Genomic DNA, 22,766 nt, shown 5'->3' with positions numbered 1-22,766 from the left:
CAGGCCATGCAGAAGCGAATCCTTTCGTCGCTAGGCATCGAGGACGCGACAGTGTTCGTCCGCGGCGTCGACCGTCCAAACATAGCGCTGATCCGGTGGAGCGCTCCGGCCTCAGCTCGTCACCGCGAGATCACCAAACTGCTACGGCTTCCAATGTTTGCCAGTCGCAAGGCGATGATCTTCGTACCGACCGCGCGGATCGGGCAGGAATTGCAGAGTAATCTCAGCAGCGATGGCCTGGACATTCCCTTCTATCATTCGAAACTTGGAACTGAGTGGGATCGGCAGGAACTGCTGAAGAGGTTTCAAGGAGAAAGCCGTCCGCTCGTCAACCACATCATCTGCACCAGCGCGTTCGGCATGGGTTTAGATGTTCCAGACGTCCGTTTGGTGATCCATTGGCAGCAGCCAGCATCGGTGGAGGACTATCTGCAGGAGTTCGGCCGAGCTGGTCGCGACGGCAAGCAGTCCGTCGCCGTTACGTTCACTGAAACCGGTCGCCGTGCCGGCCGTGATGTCGGACTTCTTCGGTTCATGGCCGAAAAGACCGCGAGTGGTTCGGGACTCGACGAGGTCACGGCGCGGGCGATGTTGCTGCGGCGGTTCTCTCAAATAGACGACCTCGCCGCCCTGCTTGGGTCGAAGGACTGCTTCCGCAAGGTGCTCGTCGAGTATTTCGAGGGCCCGAAAGTGACCGCGCGCCAAGGACTTGGACGGGGCATTTTAACCTCGGTTTTTGCCAAAGAGAGCAAGCCTCAGCGCTTCAGATATTGCTGCGATCGGTGCGCGGGCCTCAACCCCCGCCAGGAATCGCTGCCGGATCATCTGACGTCAGTCTTTGGCTAGGCGAGTTCGTCGCGATCATCGTCGCTCCTCCGGAGGACGCTGCGTCTAGGATTTGCTGTAAAGTCTCTCCGGCCCCAAAAAGACGTCCGCACCGAGGAGCCGGCGGTTCGATCGAACGGATCAGTCCGAGAGCTCCCGTTGCCTGGAATGCCGAAGAGGGCCGCAGCAAGTAGGCTCCTCTGTTTCCCGAGCTCAACACCATGGTCCTTTCAGTGGTAGACGAGTCCGCGGTGCTGGTTCTTGAAGGCCATTGCTGCAGACGACCCCGAACGGGCCAACGAATTCTCGCGCAGGGAAGGCGAGCGGTGACGTGCAGCGGCCGGCCCTTGCGCATTTCGTCTGATCTGGAAGCGCGGAGTTCAAGAGCTTTGTAGCGGAAGGCCCGCGTATTCTGGCCCAAGACTGCTATGTGCCATTGTCTCGACTCGGCGCCTTCCTTTGTTCAGTTTGGGCGCAAAAGCCGGACGAGAATGCCTTTTTGTGCTTTGCCGGATCGGTCCAGCTCGAACTTTGCCGTCGCTTCGACGAGATCGCTCAGCCGAGCAAAACCATAGTTCCGGCAGTCGAAATCCGGCTTTTGTTTTGCCACGTGACTGCCGACGGCGGCGAGATTGGCCCAGCCGGTCTCATCGGAAACGGCAACCACGGCGTTCCGGAGCATGGAGAGCAGCGTCTTATCCCTGGCGTTTTTCGTCGCCTTTGCCTTCGCCTCTTGCTGCGCAGCAGGGGTTGCCAGCACTTCTTCTCCCGGCGCTTTCAGCACGTCGAAGTAGACGAACTTGTCGCAGGCCGTGATGAACGGGCGAGGCGTCTTCCGCTCGCCAAACCCGTATACCGTTACGCCCTGTTCGCGGATCCGTGCCGCGAGCCTTGCGAAATCGCTGTCGCTCGACACAACGCAAAAACCAGAGAAGCGGCCCGTATAGAGCAGGTCCATCGCATCGATGATCATCGCACCATCGGTAGCGTTCTTGCCGGATGTATAGGAGAACTGCTGGACCGGCTGGAGCGAATGCTCAAGCAGGCATTCCTTCCAGCCATTGAGATCGGGTTTGGTCCAATCGCCATAGACACGCTTGACGCTGGCAGTGCCGTAGTTGGCGATTTCAGCGAGCAGGCCGGCAATGATCTTCGGCGAGGCGTTGTCGCCGTCGATCAGGAGCGCGAGCGTCGAAGGAATGTCGTTTGCCATGGGGTGTTTTTCGCTTTCGTCCGCGAAAGTTGCAGGTCTCGTATCCTGATCACGCGTCTTCTATTCGGCCGCGACGATCTCGAGCCTGGTCGCCCCGACCTTATCAAGATCGTGGAGCCGGACTCCGGGGCAGACCTTCCGCGCGATGTCTGTAAGGTGCCGGTGGTGCGTCAGGTAGATGACCTGGCCACGCTGCGCCATCTCCGCAAACAGCTTGAAAGCTTCCTCCGCGCGGAAGTCGTCGAACGTTTCCATGATATCGTCGGCGATGAACGGCACCGACACCCGATTGCCGACGAATTCGTGATATCCGGCCACCCGGAGGGCTAGGTACAACTGGAAGCGAGCGCCCTTGGACAGTTCGTCTGCAGCCTTCGAACCGCCAGCCGCCGTTACCGCGATCAGGACGTCTCCATCCTTGCCAGGCTGGGCGGCGACGCCTTGGTAGGCTCCGCGGCTTATCGTCCTAAAGGCTGCCGACGCCCGAGCCATCATGCCGCTGCGATGACGATCCCTGTATAGCCGGAGACCGTGCTCCGCCGCCGCAATTCCCGCGCGCAGCTCCATGTAACGGCGAGCGCCGTCCTCTATTTCCAGAATGGTCGTTCGCCGCTGCTCCTCGATCTGCGCGACCATTGAATCGCCCCCGATGGCATCGATGGCGTCCTGCGCCCTAGAACGGTCTCTGAACACTTCGCTGCACCTGAGGTCCTGATCCTCCAGGACTGGCGTAAGCCGGGCAAGCTCCTCTTCGAGTTCCATCTTGTCTGCGACGCCGACCAGTGTCTCGACGCCTGCGATGTCGCTCGCGCCGCTGCTTTCGATAAGCTCCTGCTCCAGCTCAAAGATCGATCGCGACAGTTCCCGACGCCTGCCTGCGAGGTCGCAATATGCCTCAACCTCGTCCAGCGTATCTACTCCGAAGAACTCGATCATCTTGCGCGCCCGTGCTTCCAGAAGCTGCTGCTCCAGCCTCAGGCCGTGTTCCTCCTTCCGGGCTGTATCGAGATCGCGCTCCAGTTTTTCGAGGCGCTCCTGATTAAGTCCCGCCCCTCGGACCTTCTCGACCACCGCTTGGGCGAGCTCGCCCGGTGATCCGTCGGGCGGGATCGAGAGCATGCTGCAGAGCTCAAGCACCCTCGCCTGAAACTGCGCTTTGTCCTTCTCCATCTTTTGAATGCGGTCGATCAATGTGTCCTTGGTCTCTATGGCTGATGCAAGCTTTTCCAGCGTCGATAGGATCTCCGTGACCGCGTCGACGCTGGGAAGGCCATTCAGCTCGCCAAGCCAGCATGCTTCGCAGGTCGTCTTCCAGGCCAGCGCCCATTCTTCCGCCGCCCCCTCCGCCACGTGGAGCGTGTTTCGGCGCTCCAGGACATCCTTCCTGAGACGCTCCATCCGTCTCGCATGAGACAGCGCTTCGTTGTACGCTTGCAGCGCTTCGTCTGCAGCGGACGCCAGTCCCGCTAGATCGGCGTCCGGATGGAAGCGCACTTCGGCACCACTCAGCGCCTGCGTTAGCAAACGTCTCGCTTGAGCTAGTCGATCCCGGACATCGGCCATGTCCTGCTCGACGGCGGCAAGATCATCCCGCGCCTTGAGAGCCGCATCTCGATTACAAAGCCATTCTTCCAATTCCTGCGGATCGGCGGCGAGCCGAAGGTCGGGAGAGATCGTGCTCACCTTCTCAGCGACCTCTGATCTGAGCTTCTCGAGTTCGCCCTCGGCGCGCTTATGGGACTCAAGAACCGTTTGGATGTCCGATCGCACTGTTGCGCGGCGCTGCAGAAGCTGCTTGAGCTTACCTAGCTCCGCATAATGCAGCAGGCGTTGAGAGAGAAGACGATCGTCGGCCATCATCGCTGCCTCGAACAGGTCCGCCGACGCGGCGTCCATCGTCTGACGATGTTCCACCCACGCCCTGTCACGGGACATGCGACTTGCCGTGGCGGTAGCCTCATCGATATCCCCGGCCTGACTACGCAGCGCTTCTATCTCGGCCTCTAACCGCCGCGCCTCGGGCTCGAGCCGCTCCAGGTCCGCGCGCGCGGACCTCAAGTCTTCTTCGCTGCTCTTGAACAGCTTCTTCCAGCTTGCGATTGTCGCGGCCGAAGGGCACGCCATCGTACCGAGTTCGGAAACGGCGCCGCGCCAGGGAAGAAGACGGGACATCGCTTCCGACAACGCACCGGAAGCGGCGTCGCGCCGCCGAGCGAGCGACCGAAGCACGAGCTCATCTTCCGCCCGGGGCTGCGCCTTCAAAGTCGCGGCAAGCAGGTCGAACGCCTTCGTCCTTTCCGCTGACTGGAGCGCATCGGCCTCCCGAAAGCCGACGCTTTCCTCCGCCAGGCCGTGCTCCGCCTTCGCGAGTTCGTCCGCGGCCCCGGCCTTCCGAGCGTCTACGCCGGACTTCGAGGCGATCAGCGCTCTGAGTGTTCCGACGGTAGCAGCGTCGAGGATAAGCCTGCTCGGCGAGGCTTCACCCGGTCGTCCTAAAAGCAGAAGGATGCTTTCGATCGAAAGCTCGGCTGCGCGCGCCGAAAGCTTTGGTATGTCCTTCTCGGCCGTGAGGTATCTGGCCTTGAGCTCAGAAAATTCCTCCATACTGGCGGCCAGCTTGAGCGCGACGGGATCGGCTTCGAGGCTCGCGATCTCCTCTTGCAACGAGGTCGACGAACGGGAAAGGTCCTCCAGCTTGACGCGGTGTTCGATCTCCTTGCTCTTTAGCTGAGGTAGTTCCTGTCGCCAGGATTCCGGCGGCTCCGGAACCACCTCCAGGTCGGCCAGCTTCTGCCGTAGCCCCGACAGCCGTCCCATGGGAGGAATGGCCTGCAGAATGCGCCTAATTTCATCGATCCGCTTCTGCGTTTGCGTCCTTTCCGCGATGGCGCTGTCGTAAAGCCGGCTGAATCGATCCCTCTCGGCCACCAGCCGCTGGAAGTCGCTCGCCTGCAGATCGATTGCCTCCCGCTGCTGCTTTAGATCCTGCAGCCTCGCCTTTAGGTCGCCCAGGGCGCCGCTGCGTGCACGGTACCTGTAGAAGGCGTCGGTCTCGCCGCGGATTTCCATGAGCTGGCGGCTGAGGTCCGACAGCCCTGCGCTTGCGGAGAAAAGCAGCTCGCCGAGGTCGCCTTTGCTTGCAAGAATGCTTTGCCCGCCTCTCTCAAGCGTGTCGTCGTCAAGAGAGAACATCGTCGTGAAGGCGTTCCGGTCGATGCCACCAAGATCGGCCCTGATCAGAGCGTCGGACAGAATCCGCTCTTCGTCGTCAAGGAGGCTGTTCTGCGGACGCTTGATTCGGACGAATTCTCGATCCTCTCCGGCGACGCGGATGTTCGCGCCTATCCGCATCGACGCATACGGATGCAGGAAGCCGTATTTGCTCGTGGTGCCGATGCCGAAGATCAGGTCCAGGATGGCGTCGGAGGTCGTCGACTTTCCGGCTTCGTTCGGCCCATAGATGATATGAAGATCGGGCGAGCCGACGGGACAAGATCCGAAATCGATGACGCCATCCGTGAATTTGCCATAACGCGTCAGGTCAAGCCGGTTGATGCGCATCAGTCAACCTTCTCCCGGCGAAGACGCGCCAAGACTTCGGCGGACCCGTCCCTGGCAACGTCGGCGAGATTCTCCTCGAACGATACCTCGTCGGAGCCGAACATCTCGCGAAGCTCGGCTGGAAGCTGCGCGCGCAGTTCCTCGGCGATGGCTCTGAGCTCCTGCCGGTAGCCTTCCGACCGAGTCACTTCGTCTTCCATGATGGCAGCCAACTCCCCTGCCGCTCCCGACCGACTGTTGACGCTGCCAGGAGGCAGGCAGACGGATTGCACCTTGTCGATCCAGAGGTTTCCGATGAGCGTCCCGCGGGTCTCCAGCTCGGTGCGGACGAGGTCGAGATCGCGACGCAGCCGCCAAGCCAGGTCGCTGGTTCCGGTTATCTGGACGCGTGCCACTAGGTGTTCCGCGGTGACGGACGCACGCAGTTTGTGGAGGCCAGACGAGACTTCGCCGATCATGCCCTTCCAGTCGGTTGCCCCCGACACGTCAACGGCAAGGCGCTCAAATTGCGCTACCGCCGTCGGTCGTTCCTCGACCACGATCGACCGGTCGTCCCTGATCGTGACCAGCGAGATCGACTTAGGCCCGTCTTCATTGATGTCCCTCCCCTGAGGCATGCCCGGCATAACGATGACCGAGGCGGCGTCTTCGACCACCGACCGCTTGTGGATGTGACCGAGAGCCCAGTAGCGGAAGCCGCTCTGCTGTAGGTCCGCGACACTGCACGGAGCATAGAGGTCATGCTTCTCCGATCCGCCGAGGCTGGTATGCATAATGCCGATGTTGACCGCGTCCGGGACTGGAAGCGCGTAGTGCCGAAGCAGGCTCTGCGGGGCGTGCGGCTTCGCGAAGCTGAGGCCATGGATCGCAATGGGAGAGTAGCCGGCACCGTCGATCACCACCGCTTCGGCGCTCGCCCCGAACACCTTCACCGTGTCCGGCATCACAAGCTCCGTCGTGATCTTCGACAGGGCGTCGTGATTGCCGCGGATGATGAAGGTTCGAATGCCCGCCTCATGAAGACGGCGAAGCTGCTCGGCGATGAACCGGGCCGTTTTCATCGACGTCTGATCGCCATCGTAAAGATCGCCAGCAAGAACAAGCGCGTCCACCTGCTCTTCCAGGCAAAGATCGACCACGCGGATGAAGGCCCGCCTCGTTGCCAGACCGAGCAGTTCGGAGAGTTCCGGATTGCGCAGAGCGAGCGTCTTCAGAGGCGAGTCGAGATGAACGTCGGCGGTATGCAGGAAGCGATAGGCCAATTGGATACCTCAAGCATTGACCCGTCTTCATATGGCAACAACCGAGTCGGCGCGATAGCGAATTCGCGTTTTGTTCTGTTCTCCACACCTTTGTCCGGCGGGTTTTTACGTTTTCGCCGGGTCGATCGCGTCATCGGCTCAGCCGGTGCGAAGGCTGACAAAAAGCCGGCGACTTGGCAAATTATTACAAAATTATTACAATAGATAACCAGCTTATTACAATAGATAACCAGCGCCGTGAAAATAAATCGGCTTTCAATGGAGTTTGGGGGTGTTGCCGCCGATCATTGTGACTATAAGAAACAATTGTTGGTGGATACATCTGTTTCCACCACGTAAAACTACATTAGAAACGGCTTATCTCTGCGTAGGTTGTTCAAACGAAGAAGGATTTACTATGAACGAGGCCACGAAAACTGATGCCGCCAAGACTGTTGTAATGGAGACCTTTGCGCAAGGCCTGTCGGTTGGGCTGACGCGCCCGGAATGCACGGATGGTGGTCATGATGTGGGTGGCGGCGGCGGTATCGGCGGCGGCTGGAGCCGTGGCGGGGTCAAGCCCGCTAACGCCTGATCGACGTGCCAATCCAAGGGGCGCTGCGCGCCCCTTGTTCGTTGCCAGAGTTGAGGAAACCAGGGATATGCCAGCTTTTGACGCCGCGCCAATTGTTACCCTAGATGAGAACGCAGTCAGGGAGTTTTGTGAAACCACTCTCCTGGAAAACGACTCGCCGATACCTCTTGTGGCGACGAGCGACGCCAATCTGGTTGCTAGATTGAGCGCCCTGGCGGGAGAGGTCTTTTTTGAGGAGATCAGGCGGATTAGAACGGAGATATCCAATGCCGACGTTGGCATAGCTGCCATAGACGTTCCCGTCATTTACGAGGACGTGACCAAGGATGCCATAACCGGTGCCCTGGTCGCTTTGTCCATTTCGCAACACATCATGCCGAGTGTCCTCGACCGAGAGAACAGAACCCCGTTCTCCATGTTCAACGCGTCAGAAGAGAACAATGCCGCTCTGAATGAGCTCGGCATCAAAAACATATCTCCAGTTGACGTTCTGGAATTTCATTCAGACGGAACGATCCGGGGCAATACGCTGGCTGTGCCGGATCACATAGCGCTCTACAACGTCTTCATCAATTACGCGAAAAGAGGAAATTTCTATTGGGTCCCCTCCACGTCTATTCCCTCCATGCACGGTTATGTCAGCAACCTCGGCTGCAACAATGATTATCTTTTCGACCTGACCCCATCGGTCTACAGCAACAGCGAATCCGGGGTAAAATTCATATCTCCACACCGTGCAAGAACCTCGGTTTTCCAAGAGGACGAGTATGGGCGTGTCGTGACTTTCATGAATGGCACTTTCCTTGGACGGGAATCGGACACTGGGGGAAGCGCAACTCGTCGCTTGGCAGAATTTCAGCAAGCAATCGCAAACAACCCTTTTCGCTATGCTGTGCCTCAGGAATCGCGGAGAATGATCATTCTCAACAACGCCGCCGGTTTCCACGCGCGCGATGTTTTCGAAGAGCCATTCAAAGAGGCGTCGGTCACCCGATGCTATCTGCGGAGCGCTTCCCTATCCGGGCGGGTTATGGGAGAAATCCTCGCAAACTAGGCGAAGCGATTGATGCTTGATAGGGTATTTAAGAAGTTCGAAAACCTCATCTCGATTCGAGAGCATGATTTGTACTTGCCCGTCGATGCGGGCGCCTTTCAGGTTCTGCTGCGCTTCCTGAGACCGTTTCGTTGGACGATTGCCGCATCCGTTGCCAGCGGAATGCTCCTGACAACGTTTGATCTTGCCCGGCTTTGGGCGATTGCACACCTTGTCGACGTCGTCACTTACTCCGGGGATCTTCGGCTATCGGCCGAAACCCTGCTGACCTTCGCCCTCCTCGTTCTTGCCTACGCCCTGCTCGATCCGGCTGTCTGGTTCGTGAACTACGCTCTGCGTATGCAGGCGCTGAAAAGTCAAACGAAGGCCTCTTCTTTGTGGCAGTCTCACCGGGCAGCGGGACGCCACGAGATGATGTACTTCAACAGCGTCCATGCCGGCCAGGTTGCCGGACGCATCGCCCAAGTTTCAACTGCGGTACAATCAGGCGCGGAGCTGTTGGCCGGGCGATTTCCGATTGGCCTGATACGGTTTATCGGGTCGGCCGCCCTGATCCTTTACCTGGCGCCGATCTTCGTCGTGCCCGTTCTGGCGTGGATCGCATTGAATGGTGTCTTCGCTGTGTGGCTTGCACCGAAGGTAAATTCGCAGGCGCGAAAGATCTCGGAGACAGCGAGCATCGTCAATGGTTCCATCACAGAGTTCTTCTCGAACATTCGCGCGATAAAAACCTCCTTTGCCCACGAAGAGGAAAATGCCCTAGTTCTGGGCGCGATCGAACGGCAGAACAGCAACAGCCTGAGGATCAATCGGCTGACTACGTTCACCGGCCTTTCCATCCGCCTCCTGAATACGGGACTCATGGCGGCGGTCCTGTTGTTGGGTCTCTACGGCCTGAATGCCCAGAGTGTTACGCCGGGCGAGTTCGTTGCTGCGGTGACGCTGGCGGGTGGCATGGCAGCGGATGCCGGATGGTTCGTGTCGATTTGGGAGGGTTTGACACAGACCCTCGGAACGATCGGCGACGCTCGATCGACCATAAGCGCCGGATCGCAGACGTCCGCGCCTTGCGGCTCCGATGCGCCAATTGCCAAAGTTCCTCTCATCAAATTCGACCAAGTCGGCTTTGGCTACGACCCTGCGCGAGCTATTCTCAGGAACGTTACGCTTGAGATTCAACCAGGCGAGCGGGTTGGCATTGTCGGTCCGTCGGGTGCCGGCAAGTCTACACTCATTGATTTGTTGCTTCGTCTCTACGATGTGACGGCGGGCGTGATCACCTTTGACGGGGTCGACATCAAGTCCCTTCCCGTCGGAACCCTGAGAAGGAACTTCGCCGTCGTTTCCCAAAGCGATGCGCTGTTTCACCGATCCATTCGAGATAACATCGCGTTTGCCGCCGAACGCACCGACGACGAACAAATCGTTAGTGCGGCGAGAATGGCGGACGCGCACGCATTCATCGAGAGTTTGAATCTCGAAAACGGCTACGACACTATAGTTGGTGACCGTGGCGCAAAGCTGTCCGGGGGACAACAACAACGGATCTTGTTGGCACGTGCTTTTCTGCGAAGGCGGCCAGTCCTAATCCTCGACGAAGCCACGTCCGCTCTCGATTCAAAAAGCGAAAGCGTCGTTCAGGACGCGATCGCTTCCTACTCTAGGGAAGCAACCGTGATCGCGATTGCTCATCGTCTTTCCACAGTGCGTGGCTTTGACAAAATTGTTCTTTTGGAGGCAGGGCGTGTCTCGGCAATCGGTAGCCACGAGAGTCTGCTCGAGTCCAGCACTCTCTATCGTGAGCTCTGGGACAGGCAAGTAGCTGGGAGCGACTGAGCCCGTTTGTTGGAATGCTGACGCGAGCGCCCGTGCGAAAGGCAGATCCTCGTGACGCGTGCCTTTACGTTGGCGTTCGTCATCCCAGCATGGATCAAGATGCCTCTCGAATGCCGCCGGATATGTGAGTTTCGCGGCGCAACAGGGAAACATCACGCACCTGCGTCAGGACGACTTCTGGATGAGCCGTTCTGTCATGGCCCTGGCTGATATCTCCCACTTGAGACCTGAGGCGACAAATGGCTGACATCCCCGCACGTTGTTTTGTTGTGTCCGTTGTACTCCTGCGCGTCGTCGACGCTCAGCCGGAGGTCCTGCTTCTTCGCAGGAATCACACGCTGGTCGGCGAGTGGTGCCAAGTTGCAGGAGCCATCGAGGATGGCGAGAAGGCATGGGAGGCTGCTCTCCGCGAGGTGAAGGAAGAGATCGGACTGGCATGCAATAGATTGTACTCTGCCGACATTTGCGAGCAGTTTTATGAAGCTGACTGCGACGCGATCACCTTGCTGCCGGTCTTCGTCGGCTTTGTGGATTCCTAGGCGATCGTTGTCATCAACCACGAGCACAGCGAGTTTCGCTGGGTTTCGTTCGAGGAAGCATTGACCATGGTTCCGTTTGCGGGGCAGCGCCATGTACTCAGGCACGTGAAGGTGGAATTCGTCGAGCGCGAGCCGGTCCGGCATCTGCTCATAACAGCGGCGGGTATCTAGTCTCTCTAGATCAGGGGACGTCGAGACCCTGTGCAGCCGTTTTGAGATGCAATAGGCAAAGACTGCTTCGAGCCCGCTGCGGTCCTTGACGTCCAACGCAGCGAATGGCGCGATTGCGTGTGTCGTGCAGACGTTCACCTTCGAGTGGCCGGCTCGATTTAACTTGCGTCGTATCGTTGGCGCGCCTTCTCGATCACATCCCGATTTGAATCTGCCCAGGTTACCAAGGCCATAACCGGCGCGAGGAGCGTTCTTCCGACAGCGGTCAGTTCGTAATCCACGCGCGGCGGGATTGTCGGAAAAAGGGTTCGACTGATCAAACCGTCCCGCTCCAACTGACGAAGCGTGATCGTGAGCATCCGCTGCGAGATGCCGTCGATCTGCCGTCGCAATTCATTGAAGCGGACCGGCCCATCCCTGAGCGCCACGAAGATGTACAGACTCCACTTATCGGCGATGCGATCGAGGATTTCCCGCACGACACGGCAGTCGGCGTCTTTGCTGGGGGTAGGAAAATCCATGTTACTGAGTGTCATGAAAGTGCCTTCTTGCGGATTGCTCGTCGGGAACATTAATAGTGTTGGTCACAAATTGATACCACCCTATTCTCCCAAGGAGCAAACATGACCAACATCCTCCTCATCACCTCGAGCCCACGCGGACCTCAAAGCCTTTCCACCCGATTTGCCCGTGACATTGCTGAGAGTCTCAGCGCTCGATCTGGCGGCGCAATAATCGAACGCGATCTTGGCGCAGTACCGCTGCCGCATGTCACGGCGGCCTACATCGATGGCCGTATTGCGCCGCCCGAGGCACGCACCCCCGAACAGATCGAAGCCGTCGATCTCGCCCAAAGCCTCGTCGACGAGATTCAAGCCGCCGATGTGATCGTCATTGGCTGGGGCATGATCAACTTCGGCCCGCCGACGCAGCTCAAGGCCTGGTTCGATTATATCACCTGGCCCGGCGTTACCTTCCGCTACGACGCAACTGGCCCGATGGGACTGCTACCTAGCAAGAAAGTTTATCTCGTGACGGCAACCGGCGGCGTCTTTTCGGAAGGCAGGAATGCCCCATTCGATTTCCAGACCGGCTACCTCACTCACCTTCTCGGTTTCATCGGACTGAGGGATATCGAAGTGATCCGGGTGGAAGGAACGCTCATGAGCCCGGACCGAGCCATGGCTGCCATTGCCTCCACCGAAGCAACGATCCGAGCTGCGCTGGAACGCGCCGCCTGATTGTTTCCGGAGGCGTCAAGATGAAGATTGCACTTTTCGGGTCAACAGGACCCACCGGAAAATACATCATCGAAGAAGGTCTTCGGCGGGGATACGAACTCTCTGCCTACACCCGCGAGGCGGCCAAGCTGTCGGACTATGCCAGCAAGATTGAGATCATCACCGGCGACCTCAAGAATCGGGAGGCGATCAGGAGAACCATCACCGGTTCCGATGCCGTGATCAGCGCCCTTGGCCCGAACGGTGCCAAGACGCAAGAGCCACGGCCCGTCATGAATGGTCTGCGCAACGTGATTTCGGTCATGGACGAGCTGAATATCCGGCGACTTATTCAGGTCTCGACCGCAAGCTACCGCGATCCAAAAGATGGCTTCGACTTGAAATCGAAGGCTTTGGTGATGCTGTTCAAGGTGATCGCACGGAGTTCCTACGACGACATCAAGGCGACCGGCGAATTGATTGCAGGCTCCGGCCTCGACTGGACTCTGGTGCGCATTCCGTTCCTGAAGGAAGGTCCCGTCGACGGCGGCTTAGCGGTTGGTTCCTACGGAAGGACAAAGCTCGGCATGAAGCTGTCCAGGGGACATCTGGCGAAGTTTCTTTTTGATCAAGTCTCGAATAGAGAGTTTGTGCGGGCCGCTCCTGGCATTGCCGACCATTCGTAAACCGACATGGAAGCTGATCGTGTGCTGGCAACATGAACATCGATGCTGACGATGGCGACGCGCTTCAGGTCCACCGCTTCCTGTCGCCTGATCTGCCTCATCATTGGGAACGGCTCGATGCGTGCGAGGGAGCCAGCGTCCAAGTCCAAGCCGAAGCCCGCGAGACAAGTGTCTCGTTTAACCACCGCCGACGCTAAGAGCCCTTTGGATACATATCTCGTGCTCTCCGGACCAATCTGCTGGATGACAAGAAGCGGGTAGCTTATTTAGTGTTGTTGCACTCCATCCTCCTCGCTTCCCGTAAGAGAATGCTGCCTTGAATAGAAAATCGCCAGTCTATCTCAACGCCCTTCGTGCTTTTGAAGCGAGTGCGCGCCACGGGAGTTTTTCGGGCGCAGGCGAAGAGCTCAATGTCACCGCCGCTGCCGTAGGGCAGATGGTGCGTGGACTTGAAGAATGGCTGGGCATGCCGCTGTTTAATCGCAGCACCACCGGCAAAGCCCGCCTCACCCTGACGGAAAACGCGGAGCGCGCGTTGCCGGACATCCGTGCAGGCTTGGACCGGCTGGGCATGGGCCTGGATCGGCTTCGCGAGTCCGCGACCGGCGGCATCCTCAACGTGACCGTCAGCCCCGCTTTCGCCGCCAAATGGCTGCTACCGCGCATCGATCGCTTTCAAACCAGATGTCCGGACACCGACATTCGGCTCGAGACGAGTTTGAGGCTCGTCGACTACAAGGCCCATGGCATCGATGTCGGCGTGCGGTATGGCGACGGCACCTGGCCGGGCCTTGTTTCGGAAAAACTGATGGAAGAGGAGATCTTCCCGGTCTGCTCCCCCAGTTTCACCGATTCGAGCAGTTTTGCCGAACCGGCCGATCTGACGCGGACCACACTCATCCACGACCTCTCCGTCGATCCAGCAATTGGTTTCATCACCTGGGACATGTGGCTGCGCGCAGCCGGGGTGCGCGAGGGCCAGGCACAAAGGGGCATGAGAATCGACAATTCGGCGGCGGTGCTCCAGGCCGCGATCGAAGGGCGCGGCGTGGCGCTGGCCCGCAGCATCCTGGCGCACGACGATCTGGCGGCGGGTCGGCTGCAGCGGCTCTTTCCCGAGATTCAGGTCTCGTCGCGACTGGCTTATTATGTGGTCTATCGGGAAGAATATTCGTCGCTTCCCAAGCTTCGGACCTTCCGGGATTGGCTGATGGAAGAGGCGCTCCAAGCCTGACAGGGCTCGAGCGATTCTGCCATGCAGCAGGCGACATAGGCCAGGACGGCAAAGACTTTCTTCGCCGCACCCAAGAAACTCTCATTTGTCAGAACGTCCCTCAAGCGGCACTCAATCACCGTAACTGGCGCTTCGATAACCATCCCGGACGCGCTCGTTAGGGATGATCCGCCGGCAATCCGGCGCATCGAACACGAAGCTACGCTCAAGAGGACGATCATGGCCTATCTGGAAATCACGCTGCAGATTGCCCCCGAAAACCGCCGTGCTGCGGTAGGCGTCTATCAAAAGTACAAGCAGCCGTTCCTCTCCCAGATCGCCGGCGCAATATCCAAGGAGCTTCTCGTGCGGGACGATGACGTCCAGGTGCTCCACGGCTTCAACAGCGTCGAGGACGCAAAAGCCTATCTCGAGAGCGCGCTGTTCACCGAGAATGTTTTGGCCGGGCTCAAGCCGCTTTTGGCAGTTGCACCGGAAATCCGCATCTACGCCGTGGCCTAAGCTACAGGGGAAGGACCGGACCGCCGGTCCCTGGTCTTCACGATGAGCACATCCGCGTCACAAACCATTCTGATCGTTGGCGGCGGGCTAGCTGGCCTGACCGCCGCTCGTCTCCTCCATCGAGCCGGTGTCGAATTCAAGCTTCTTGAGGCCCGCGAACGCCTGGGCGGCCGAATTCTGTCGGTCGACGCCACCGGTGAACCATCGGGTGACGGCTTCGATCTTGGTGCGTCGTGGTTCTGGCCCGACATGCAGCCAGCGCTCAGCGACTTCGTCCATCATCTCGGGCTTCACTACTTCGAGCAGAACGGCGACGGCGACGTGATCATTCATCGGATGTCCCGCGAAGCTCCTCAGCGCTATCGCGGGATGCGACAGGAACCACAGTCAATGCGGCTCGTCGGTGGCACGAGTGCGATCATAACGGCGCTTGCCGACAGCCTGCCCGCACAAAGCATTCAACTCAGTGCGCGGGTGACGCATTTCTCGCTCGAGGGCCAAGACGTCGTTGTGCGGTACGTCGACGCGAGCGGAACATCCCATAAGCACCGGGCGTCGCATGTTCTGTTCGCACTGCCGCCGCGTCTGCTCGAGGCAAAAGTCTTGTTTTCGCCCGCGCTCGACTTCGCGACATCCGAGCGATGGCGGCGGACCCCGACCTGGATGGCGCCACATGCAAAGTTCTTCGCGCTCTACGATCGCCCGTTCTGGCGCGACGCCGGCCTTTCGGGCACGGCGCAAAGCATGGTGGGGCCGTTGGTCGAGATCCACGATGCGACAACCGCCTCCGGCCGAGCCGCCCTGTTTGGCTTCATCGGCATTCCGGCCGATGGGCGCGCAGCCGCTGGACGCGATGCGATCGTGTCGGCTACGGTTCAACAGCTCGCTCATTTGTTCGGGCCAGAGGCCGCTACACTGCGGGCGACGTTGTTCAAGGACTGGTCGGACGACCCGATGACCGCGACGGCCGATGACAGGCAAGCGGGTGGCCATATAAGTCCCGACTCACGGCCATGGGTCAATGGAAAATGGCGGGACTACATTTCATTGGCGGGCAGCGAAACCAGCCTCAGTGAACCCGGCTATCTGGCCGGCGCAGTCGAAGCTGCCACCCGAACCGCGAACGAAATCATCAGCAAGCTGAACAGGTCCGAAGGGCGCCCGTTCGCCGCCCGATCCGAAGACACCCGGACATAGGGATTGAAGCATCATGAAGACCACCTATCGAGCCATGCAGGTGACGACGGCGGGCAACCTTGAGCTGGTTGAGCGGCAAACGCCTGAACCAAACGCGGGTGAAGTGCTGATTGCCATCGAGGCCTGCGGCATCTGTGGCGCGGATGCGAGTGACATAGATAGGGCCGATCCGACGCTGCAGCCGCCGCGCGTTCCCGGCCACGAAGTGGTCGGCCGCGTGGTTGCCGTTGGTGCAAACGCGCCGTCGACCTGGAAGATCGGACAGCGCGTCGGCGTCGGCCGTCTCGGAGGCCACTGCAACGAATGCAGCGAATGCCGCCGCGGCCGTTTCAATCTCTGCCGCAATCAGCCGGTTGTCGGATCCTCCTGCGACGGCGGCTATGCCGAGATGATGATCGCGCGCGCCACCGGCCTCGTCTCCATTCCGGACGAACTCTCGTCCGCGGAGGCCGCACCGATCCTCTGCGCCGGCATTGCCACATTCAATGCGCTGAAGAAGTCGGGCGCCGAGGCAGGCGACACGGTCGCCATTCTCGGCATTGGCGGCCTCGGCCATATGGCCCTGCAATATGCCCGCAAGATGGGATTTCGTGTCGTGGCGGTCGGCCGTGGTGAGGACATCGCCGAGGAAGCGACAAGGCTCGGAGCGCATCGCTACATCGACACGATCAGGGAAAACCCAGCGGATGCAATCAACGCGATGGGCGGCGCTAAAGCGATCCTGACCACGACCGCCAATCCGATGGCCGTCACCGCTCTGATGCCCGCGCTTGCGCCGGGAGGTCGACTGATCGTGCTCGGCGTCGGCAAGGATCCGCTGCCGGTATCGACCGGCTACCTAGTGGGGGCCGAACGCGCTGTGATCGGCTCGATCACCGGCTCTCCGTTCGAGAACGAGAAGACGTTGGACTTCAGCGTGCTCACGGGCGTGCGGCCGCGGATCGAAACCATGCCGCTGGAACGCGCCCAGGAAGCTGTTCAAAAGATGAGATCCGGCGAGGCGAACTTCCGGGTCGTGCTGACGATGGGAGACCAGACCAATGCGTATCAATGAAGACCTGACCAAACCCGTGATCGTTCACTCGGCAAAACTCGACTGGATTCCGAGCCCGTCGGCCGGCGTTGATCGCCGGATGCTCTACCGCATCGGCGGCGAAGTGGCGCGCGCCACCTCGATCGTGCGCTACGCGCCCGGAAGTGCCTTCCCCCGCCATGTCCATTCCGGCGGCGAGGAAGTTCTCGTACTCGAAGGCACCTTCCAGGACGAGCACGGCGACTATCCAGCAGGGACCTATTTTCGCAATCCACCCGGCACCTCGCATGTTCCCGCGTCGAAAGACGGCTGCACGATCTTCGTGCGTCTCTGGCAGTTTCGCGAGGGTGACGAAACGCAAATCGTCCGCCAGCCCGGCGAGGGTGAGGCCGCTGCACTGCGTGAAGGGGTCGAAGCCGCGCGTATTTTGTTCGACGACGGACAGGAACGCGTTTCGATCGAAAGCTGGCGCCCGGGTTCCACTGTCACTGTGGGAAACCCGCGCGGCCTGGAGATTCTCGTCCTTGCCGGCAATCTGACGGTTCGGGGCGAGACATTGGAGCCCCAGAGCTGGCTTCGATTGCCTCAACGGGAGCGGTTCGAGGCGGTGACAGGGCCGGCGGGTGCCGAGATCTGGATCAAGGATGCGCCGCTCCAGCACCCCGACGTGCTGCAGATGCCAGCCTGATCCACTTGCATTTCCAGGAAGGTGAAAGGACGCTCGAATTATGGGGATTGTCGACCCGACGCTCCGCAACGGGACAGTTGTGCCGGAATCGCATGAAATCGCCGCGAGGAATGTTTGGGTGTTGACGGCAGCCCAGTCTCTCGGTGGAGCAAACTCGCCGATCATCATCTCGCTGGGCGGGCTCGTCGGTCAACAACTGGCGTCCGATCCTCAAGCCGCCACCTTGCCGGTCAGCCTGCTGAACCTCGGACTTGCGGTGGGCACCCTGCCTGCTGCGGCCATGATGCGCCGCTTCGTCCGTCGGACCGGCTATGTCGTGGGTGCCACGCTCGGCGTCGCCGCCGGGCTCATCGCAACCACGGGAATAGTCCAGGCGAGCTTCCTCGTCTTCTGTATCGGCACCTTCCTTGCGGGCTTCTACACGGCTTACGTACAGAGCTACCGTTTCGCCGTGACGGACGGCCTTGAAGGAGCTGACCGCGACCGAGCTATTTCCCGCGTGATGGTGGGCGGCCTTATCGCGGCGATCATCGGCCCGCAACTGGTCATCTGGACGCGCGAGGCACTCCCCGCACACGCCTTCGCAGGGAGTTTCTTAAGCCAGGCAGCTCTTGCCGCGCTCGCGATCCCGATCCTGCTCTGCCTGCGCCGACCGCGGCCTTCTGCAAACAGTCATTCGGAGATCGCCGGCGGGCGGACGCTTTGGGAAATTCTTCGCTCGCCCCGTTACCTCCTGGCGGTCGCTACCGGCGTCGTCTCCTACGGGCTCATGACCTTCGTCATGACGGCCGCACCGATGGTCGGACATGGCCATTCGGTCGACTCGGCCGCGCTCGGAATCCAGTGGCACGTGCTGTCCATGTTCGGGCCGAGCTTTATGACCGGTCGGCTGATGGCGCGCTTCGGCAAGGAGCGGGTTGCCGCGGTAGGCCTTATTCTGATCGGGGCATCGGCGCTGATCGCGCTCGGCGGTCTGGATTTCGCGCATTTCTGGGGCGCGCTGATCCTCTTGGGCGTCGGCTGGAATTTCGGCTTCATCGGCGCAACCGCGATGGTCGCAGACTGCCACTCGCCGGCCGAGCGCAGCAAGGCTCAGGGCGCGAACGACTTCCTGGTCTTTGGCACGGTTGCCTGCGCATCCTTCTTCGCCGGATCGCTATTGCACGGTTCCGGGTGGACGACGGTCAACTGGCTTGTGCTCCCGGCCGCGGCTTTCATCCTCGTTCCCCTTGTGTGGCGGGCAGCCACTTTGCCGAGAACCGCATGAGGAGAAGCGGCCAGATAGCCGGTCATCTGCGGGCGCTTACGGATAGTTTGTTCGAGCCACCGTGGACGCATTTCGAAGGTGCTGGAAGGTCTTCGGACCTGCTGTCTCCACCGATATGGCGCACCAGCCGTCTGACTTTCTGAAAACTCAATACTCATCGAAGCGAGGTTGCTCACGCATGCTGCGCATTGCCCGAGTTGGCGTAACCATCTTGATGGCCGCTTCTTTCCTAATGCTCTCGTCGCGGACTGAGGCCAGATCCGCTTGCTCGCAAGACAAGCGCATGACCATAGAGTTGCCCGATCCGGTATCGGGCAGGCGATATGAGATCTATGTCAGCCTGCCAGCTGGCTACTCGGTGGATACTCTAACGAGCTATCCGCTCATAATAATCGCCGATGGCGGCCGTGCTTTTCCGAAGCTGAGCTGCGACGCCCGAATGCTACAAGAGAACAAGGCCATCGGCCCAGTGGTCGTCGTGGGTCTCTCCTACGCACTCGGTGAAAACTTAGAGGACAGCCGGCAGCGGGATTACACGCCCTCGCCTCTTTCCGGGAGCGGCAAGGTGTATGGAGGGGCTGCTGGCTATCAGCGATATGTGCGGGGTGTTGTCATCCGCTATGTCGAGGAGCATTACCGCATCGCGCCCGACAAGCGCATCTTCTGGGGCCATTCTTATGGAGGACTGTTGGGCGCTCACATTCTTTTCACAGAGCCGTCCCTCTTTCAGACCTACATTCTCGGCAGCCCCTCCTTCTGGTTTGGCGACGAGGCGATTTTCGGCCTCGAAGCAGGTATCGCTCAGCGCCAACGCCAGCTTAATGCGACGGTACTCCTCTACGCCGGCGGCCTTGAGACATCCCGCTACGACCCTGCACGCAAGGGAAAAACCCGCGACATGATTGCCGGCATGCAGAAGTTTGAGGAGCGGCTTCGCTCACGTCGGTACAAGGGTCTCGAAATCGTCTCGACCGTGATCCCTGGAAAGGATCACATCAGCTCCGTGAGGCCGGGATTTGCCTGGGGGCTCAGGGCCACGCTCGCAGACTAGCTTTGCCATCAGGGCAGCGGCGAACGTCCCATCTCGCTCGCGAGCTTCAGAAAGCCGTCGATGTAGGAGATCGCCTCCTCGCCTCGTCGCACGCCGAGATTGATGCTCTTCTCAATGCCGGCCTCGCCGAGCCGCAGGGCCCGGATTGGCAAACCGGCGGCATCCTCATTGAGCAGCCAGTCCGGGAGCACCGTCACGCCCCTGCCCGCGCAAACGAGTTGCAGCATGAGGTCGATGGTTTCGGCGGTGCGATGCTGGCGTGGCCGACAATGTGCGGGGACGAGAAACTGTGTGTAGATGTCCAGGCGTTCCAGAGTGACCGGCACGGTGATCAGTTCCTCGTCGATGAGATCCTGAGGCTGCACGCTCGCTCGACTGGCGAGGGGATGCGACTCATGCACCATCAGGACAAGCTCGTAGTCGAAGACCGGCGTGAAGATGAGGTCCGTCGCTTCCACTGGATCCGGGGTGATGAGGAGGTCGATCTCATAGCCCAGAAGCGCTTCGACACCATCGAAGCGAAAGGCTGTCCGAACGTCGAAGTCGACATCCGGCCAACGGGTCAAATAGGGTGTAGCAATGCGCGACAGCCAGCGTTGGCAGGGATGGCATTCCATGCCGACGCGCAGCGCTCCCCGCCGGCCGACAGCGAAGTCGTTCAGCACCCGCTCCGCGTGCTCCATCTGCGGCAGGACCCGCTCGGCAACGCTAAGCAGATACTCGCCGGTCTGCGTCAGGCGCAGGCCGCGGCCGGTTTTCATCCAGATCTTGATCCCGTGCCGTTCTTCAAACTTCGCAACGGTATGGCTGAGCGCCGATTGCGTGACGTTCAGTTTCTCGGCGGCGGCCGTGACGCTGCCGCGACGGCTGACCTCCCGCAGAATTGCCAGATGTTGTCGATCGATCATTATGACCCAGCCTCATGAATGGATGAAAACATACCATTTCCGCTCATAATGCAGCGCCGCTAAGCTTTTCGTCAACAAGCAGGCTGGAGAGCCTGGACGGACGAAAGGATATCGCAGTGACGAAGCTCGCAACTGCCCACCATCGGCAAGCCGACGATGCCCCGGACTCTTCGATCTTCGACGAGGTCATCGACCGCAAGAACAGCAATTCGATGAAGTGGGCCTATGCCGAAAAACTGCTGTCGCCCGACGAAGCAGCCGCCGATCCCTTGCCGATGTGGGTCGCCGATACCGACTTCAAGGCGCCGCAAGCCGTCATCGATGCGCTTCACGAGGCCGTAGATCACGGTGTGTTCGGTTATCCGGGCGGCGCAACATCATCCTACCTCGATGCTGTCGTCGGCTGGCAGCAGCGGCGTTTCGGCTGGGACGTTGCCAAGGAGTGGATCCTCCAGACCTCGGGCATCATCACGACGCTGAAGACGGCGGTGCAGGCTTTTTCCGCGCCGGGTGACAGCGTCCTGATCCAGCCGCCGGTCTATGCACATTTCCACAACGACGTGCTGCTGAACGGCCGGCACCTCGCCTGCGCGCCTCTGGAATTCACAGGCGACGGTTACCTGTTCAACGAGAAGGCCTTTGAGGAGGCCATTCGTCCCAACACGAAGATCTTTATCCTCAGCCACCCGCATAATCCGACCGGCAATGTCTGGTCGGAGGACGAGTTGCGGACAATGGGCGAAATCTGCGCCCGCCACGGCGTGCTCGTGATTTCCGACGAGATCCACGAGGATCTGATCCTCAATCCGCAGAAGAAGCACATCCCCTTCGCGTCGCTCGGCGAAGAATTCGCTCAGAACAGCATCACCTGCACCGCGCCTAGCAAGACCTTCAATTTGCCCGGTCTGCAGAGCGCCAATGTCTTCGTGCCGAACAAGAAGCTCAGGGAGGAGTTGCGCCGCCAGTATGAGCGCAACGTCTTCGAACTGGTCAACGTGCTGGGGATGGTCGCGGCAGAAGCGGCATATGCGCATGGCGAGCCGTGGCTCGAGGAGATGCTCGATTATCTCAGGGCAAATCACGCGCATTTTGCCAGGACGGTCAACGAAGCCGATCCGCGCCTGAAGGTCCTGCCGACGGACTCCCTCTATCTCGCATGGATGGACTGCCGCGCTCTCGGCATGGATGCCGAAGCGCTCAACAAGTTCATGCTGACCAAGGCCCGCGTCTGGCTCGACAAGGGACAGAAGTTCGGGATCGAAGGCCATGGCTTCATGCGCGTGAATCTCGGCTGCCCGCGCGCGACAGTCGATGAGGCAATCCGGCGCATCACCTCCGCCGTCGCAGAAATCTAAGAGGAGGAACCGATGTCACAGACGATCCGGGGCCGCCTGGCTGAACTCAATCTCGAGCTGCCGGCGGCGGCCAAATCAGTCGCCAATTATCTGCCGGTCATGGCGAGCGGAAACCTCGTCCTGACCTCCGGCCAGCTGCCGCTCGCCGACGGCAAGTTGACCGCCACGGGGCTGCTTGGACGGGATCTCGACGTCGCCGCGGGAGCGCTCGCTGCCAGGCAATGCGCCTTGAACATTCTTGCTCAGGCCGAAGCTCATCTCGGCAGCCTCGAGAGGATTGCAAGGGTCGTCAAGATCACGGTCTTCGTGGCCTCGGCTCAGGAGTTCACGGAGCAACACCTCGTCGCCAACGGCGCTTCGGACCTGCTGGTCGCAGCCCTTGGCGACAACGGCAAGCATGCTCGTTCCGCCGTTGGGGTGGCGGCGCTGCCGATGAATGCACCGGTCGAGATCGAAGCGATCATCGAGATCGCTCACTAATCGTGACTGTCGGCGGCGTCGCCGACGGTCACGTCTATTCGGGAACTCAACCGATCCGGTTGGCGGGAAAAGGCAAAAGCCACCGCCGCCGGATCACAAACAGGGAGAATG

Annotated in this window: 21 protein-coding genes and 1 pseudogene; 17 read left to right on the top strand and 5 right to left on the bottom strand. The window is 60.1% G+C overall.

Translation table 11 applies throughout. The features are described 5' to 3' along the window. The first annotated feature begins 6 nt into the window (after window positions 1-6). Window positions 7-846, top strand: a complete 840-nt coding sequence (locus SINAR_RS01000000134500) for a helicase-related protein (RefSeq protein ID WP_234710705.1) — start codon at window positions 7-9, stop codon at window positions 844-846. A 442-nt stretch (window positions 847-1,288) separates the two neighbouring features. Here SINAR_RS01000000134500 and SINAR_RS0132370 read toward each other — a convergent pair whose 3' ends face one another. From SINAR_RS0132370 to SINAR_RS0132360, 3 genes are read right to left on the bottom strand one after another with little or no spacing between them, the layout of a single operon-like run. Next, entirely contained in the window at window positions 1,289-2,038 is a 750-nt protein-coding gene (locus SINAR_RS0132370) for an NYN domain-containing protein (protein WP_028002874.1), read from the bottom strand. Between the two features lie 60 nt (window positions 2,039-2,098). Further along, the gene (locus tag SINAR_RS0132365) at window positions 2,099-5,599 is read right to left on the bottom strand and encodes an AAA family ATPase (RefSeq protein ID WP_028002873.1); all 3,501 of its coding nucleotides are present in this window, start codon (window positions 5,597-5,599) and stop codon (window positions 2,099-2,101) included. Further along, window positions 5,599-6,861, bottom strand: coding sequence for a metallophosphoesterase family protein (locus tag SINAR_RS0132360; RefSeq protein WP_028002872.1), 1,263 nt, complete (start codon window positions 6,859-6,861; stop codon window positions 5,599-5,601). Before SINAR_RS0132360 ends, SINAR_RS0132365 begins: the two co-directional genes overlap by 1 nt. Here SINAR_RS0132360 and SINAR_RS1000000137075 point away from each other — a divergent pair. From SINAR_RS1000000137075 to SINAR_RS1000000138385, 5 genes and pseudogenes are all read left to right on the top strand, one after another. Then, window positions 6,826-7,065 (top strand): hypothetical protein, encoded by a 240-nt coding sequence (locus tag SINAR_RS1000000137075; RefSeq protein WP_150852078.1) that lies wholly within the window; start codon window positions 6,826-6,828, stop codon window positions 7,063-7,065. The genes SINAR_RS0132360 and SINAR_RS1000000137075 overlap by 36 nt on opposite strands. A gap of 67 nt (window positions 7,066-7,132) precedes the next feature. Next, window positions 7,133-7,435, top strand: coding sequence for a hypothetical protein (locus SINAR_RS1000000137070; protein ID WP_150852077.1), 303 nt, complete (start codon window positions 7,133-7,135; stop codon window positions 7,433-7,435). 67 nt (window positions 7,436-7,502) lie between these two features. After that, window positions 7,503-8,489, top strand: coding sequence for a hypothetical protein (locus SINAR_RS0132350; protein ID WP_028002871.1), 987 nt, complete (start codon window positions 7,503-7,505; stop codon window positions 8,487-8,489). A gap of 12 nt (window positions 8,490-8,501) precedes the next feature. Next, a complete protein-coding gene (locus SINAR_RS0132345) occupies window positions 8,502-10,325 on the top strand; it encodes an ABC transporter ATP-binding protein (RefSeq protein WP_028002870.1) in 1,824 nt (607 codons plus the stop codon). Between the two features lie 239 nt (window positions 10,326-10,564). Next, a pseudogene (locus SINAR_RS1000000138385) lies at window positions 10,565-11,035 on the top strand (NUDIX hydrolase). A 158-nt stretch (window positions 11,036-11,193) separates the two neighbouring features. Here SINAR_RS1000000138385 and SINAR_RS0132335 read toward each other — a convergent pair. After that, window positions 11,194-11,571 carry a winged helix-turn-helix transcriptional regulator gene (locus SINAR_RS0132335; RefSeq protein ID WP_028002869.1) on the bottom strand — a complete coding sequence of 126 codons (378 nt, stop codon included), beginning with the start codon at window positions 11,569-11,571 and terminating at the stop codon, window positions 11,194-11,196. Window positions 11,572-11,658: 87 nt separating this feature from the next. Here SINAR_RS0132335 and SINAR_RS0132330 point away from each other — a divergent pair, with 87 nt between their 5' ends. From SINAR_RS0132330 to SINAR_RS01000000134490, 9 genes are all read left to right on the top strand, one after another. Continuing rightward, the gene (locus tag SINAR_RS0132330) at window positions 11,659-12,276 is read left to right on the top strand and encodes an FMN-dependent NADH-azoreductase (RefSeq protein ID WP_028002868.1); all 618 of its coding nucleotides are present in this window, start codon (window positions 11,659-11,661) and stop codon (window positions 12,274-12,276) included. A 20-nt stretch (window positions 12,277-12,296) separates the two neighbouring features. Beyond that, window positions 12,297-12,941 (top strand): SDR family oxidoreductase, encoded by a 645-nt coding sequence (locus SINAR_RS0132325; RefSeq protein WP_028002867.1) that lies wholly within the window; start codon window positions 12,297-12,299, stop codon window positions 12,939-12,941. Between the two features lie 316 nt (window positions 12,942-13,257). Further along, window positions 13,258-14,175: a transcriptional regulator GcvA gene (gene gcvA / locus SINAR_RS0132320; RefSeq protein WP_028002866.1), complete on the top strand. Its 918-nt coding sequence runs from the start codon at window positions 13,258-13,260 to the stop codon at window positions 14,173-14,175. A 219-nt stretch (window positions 14,176-14,394) separates the two neighbouring features. Next, the gene (locus tag SINAR_RS0132315) at window positions 14,395-14,676 is read left to right on the top strand and encodes a hypothetical protein (RefSeq protein ID WP_028002865.1); all 282 of its coding nucleotides are present in this window, start codon (window positions 14,395-14,397) and stop codon (window positions 14,674-14,676) included. A gap of 42 nt (window positions 14,677-14,718) precedes the next feature. Further along, window positions 14,719-15,873, top strand: coding sequence for a flavin monoamine oxidase family protein (locus SINAR_RS0132310; protein ID WP_028002864.1), 1,155 nt, complete (start codon window positions 14,719-14,721; stop codon window positions 15,871-15,873). Window positions 15,874-15,886: 13 nt separating this feature from the next. Continuing rightward, on the top strand, window positions 15,887-16,927 hold the full coding sequence (locus SINAR_RS0132305) for an alcohol dehydrogenase catalytic domain-containing protein (protein WP_028002863.1): 1,041 nt from the start codon (window positions 15,887-15,889) through the stop codon (window positions 16,925-16,927). Continuing rightward, complete coding sequence (locus tag SINAR_RS0132300; RefSeq protein WP_028002862.1) at window positions 16,914-17,594, top strand: cupin domain-containing protein; 681 nt, start codon at window positions 16,914-16,916, stop codon at window positions 17,592-17,594. Before SINAR_RS0132305 ends, SINAR_RS0132300 begins: the two co-directional genes overlap by 14 nt. 40 nt (window positions 17,595-17,634) lie before the next feature. After that, window positions 17,635-18,861, top strand: coding sequence for an MFS transporter (locus SINAR_RS0132295; RefSeq protein ID WP_050577645.1), 1,227 nt, complete (start codon window positions 17,635-17,637; stop codon window positions 18,859-18,861). 283 nt (window positions 18,862-19,144) lie between these two features. Next, window positions 19,145-19,912, top strand: coding sequence for an alpha/beta hydrolase (locus tag SINAR_RS01000000134490; protein WP_158500214.1), 768 nt, complete (start codon window positions 19,145-19,147; stop codon window positions 19,910-19,912). An 8-nt stretch (window positions 19,913-19,920) separates the two neighbouring features. Here SINAR_RS01000000134490 and SINAR_RS0132285 read toward each other — a convergent pair whose 3' ends face one another. After that, window positions 19,921-20,820 carry a LysR family transcriptional regulator gene (locus tag SINAR_RS0132285; protein ID WP_028002860.1) on the bottom strand — a complete coding sequence of 300 codons (900 nt, stop codon included), beginning with the start codon at window positions 20,818-20,820 and terminating at the stop codon, window positions 19,921-19,923. Window positions 20,821-20,936: 116 nt separating this feature from the next. Here SINAR_RS0132285 and SINAR_RS0132280 point away from each other — a divergent pair, with 116 nt between their 5' ends. Together SINAR_RS0132280 and SINAR_RS0132275 are read left to right on the top strand one after the other, a co-directional pair. After that, window positions 20,937-22,175, top strand: a complete 1,239-nt coding sequence (locus SINAR_RS0132280; RefSeq protein WP_028002859.1) for a MalY/PatB family protein — start codon at window positions 20,937-20,939, stop codon at window positions 22,173-22,175. Between the two features lie 12 nt (window positions 22,176-22,187). Continuing rightward, the gene (locus SINAR_RS0132275; protein WP_028002858.1) at window positions 22,188-22,655 is read left to right on the top strand and encodes a RidA family protein; all 468 of its coding nucleotides are present in this window, start codon (window positions 22,188-22,190) and stop codon (window positions 22,653-22,655) included. Window positions 22,656-22,766 lie beyond the last annotated feature (111 nt).

This window comes from Sinorhizobium arboris LMG 14919, assembly GCF_000427465.1.
GTDB classification, from domain to species: domain Bacteria; phylum Pseudomonadota; class Alphaproteobacteria; order Rhizobiales; family Rhizobiaceae; genus Sinorhizobium; species Sinorhizobium arboris.
The sequence above is the reverse complement of the archived record's forward strand: the minus strand, read 5'-3'. Positions and strand labels throughout refer to the sequence as shown.

What these genes read in the sequence shown, in the direction of transcription:
- SINAR_RS0132300 (WP_028002862.1), top strand. Translation starts at nt 16,914, where the DNA reads ATGCGTATCAATGAAGACCTGACCAAACCCGTGATCGTTCACTCGGCA.
- SINAR_RS0132315 (WP_028002865.1), top strand. Translation starts at nt 14,395, where the DNA reads ATGGCCTATCTGGAAATCACGCTGCAGATTGCCCCCGAAAACCGCCGT.
- SINAR_RS0132330 (WP_028002868.1), top strand. Translation starts at nt 11,659, where the DNA reads ATGACCAACATCCTCCTCATCACCTCGAGCCCACGCGGACCTCAAAGC.
- SINAR_RS1000000137075 (WP_150852078.1), top strand. Translation starts at nt 6,826, where the DNA reads ATGAACGTCGGCGGTATGCAGGAAGCGATAGGCCAATTGGATACCTCA.
- SINAR_RS0132350 (WP_028002871.1), top strand. Translation starts at nt 7,503, where the DNA reads ATGCCAGCTTTTGACGCCGCGCCAATTGTTACCCTAGATGAGAACGCA.
- SINAR_RS01000000134500 (WP_234710705.1), top strand. Translation starts at nt 7, where the DNA reads ATGCAGAAGCGAATCCTTTCGTCGCTAGGCATCGAGGACGCGACAGTG.
- SINAR_RS0132335 (WP_028002869.1), bottom strand. Translation starts at nt 11,571, where the DNA reads ATGACACTCAGTAACATGGATTTTCCTACCCCCAGCAAAGACGCCGAC.
- SINAR_RS0132285 (WP_028002860.1), bottom strand. Translation starts at nt 20,820, where the DNA reads ATGATCGATCGACAACATCTGGCAATTCTGCGGGAGGTCAGCCGTCGC.
- SINAR_RS0132345 (WP_028002870.1), top strand. Translation starts at nt 8,502, where the DNA reads ATGCTTGATAGGGTATTTAAGAAGTTCGAAAACCTCATCTCGATTCGA.
- SINAR_RS0132295 (WP_050577645.1), top strand. Translation starts at nt 17,635, where the DNA reads ATGGGGATTGTCGACCCGACGCTCCGCAACGGGACAGTTGTGCCGGAA.
- SINAR_RS01000000134490 (WP_158500214.1), top strand. Translation starts at nt 19,145, where the DNA reads ATGACCATAGAGTTGCCCGATCCGGTATCGGGCAGGCGATATGAGATC.
- SINAR_RS0132365 (WP_028002873.1), bottom strand. Translation starts at nt 5,599, where the DNA reads ATGCGCATCAACCGGCTTGACCTGACGCGTTATGGCAAATTCACGGAT.
- SINAR_RS0132275 (WP_028002858.1), top strand. Translation starts at nt 22,188, where the DNA reads ATGTCACAGACGATCCGGGGCCGCCTGGCTGAACTCAATCTCGAGCTG.
- SINAR_RS0132325 (WP_028002867.1), top strand. Translation starts at nt 12,297, where the DNA reads ATGAAGATTGCACTTTTCGGGTCAACAGGACCCACCGGAAAATACATC.
- SINAR_RS0132310 (WP_028002864.1), top strand. Translation starts at nt 14,719, where the DNA reads ATGAGCACATCCGCGTCACAAACCATTCTGATCGTTGGCGGCGGGCTA.
- SINAR_RS0132370 (WP_028002874.1), bottom strand. Translation starts at nt 2,038, where the DNA reads ATGGCAAACGACATTCCTTCGACGCTCGCGCTCCTGATCGACGGCGAC.
- SINAR_RS0132305 (WP_028002863.1), top strand. Translation starts at nt 15,887, where the DNA reads ATGAAGACCACCTATCGAGCCATGCAGGTGACGACGGCGGGCAACCTT.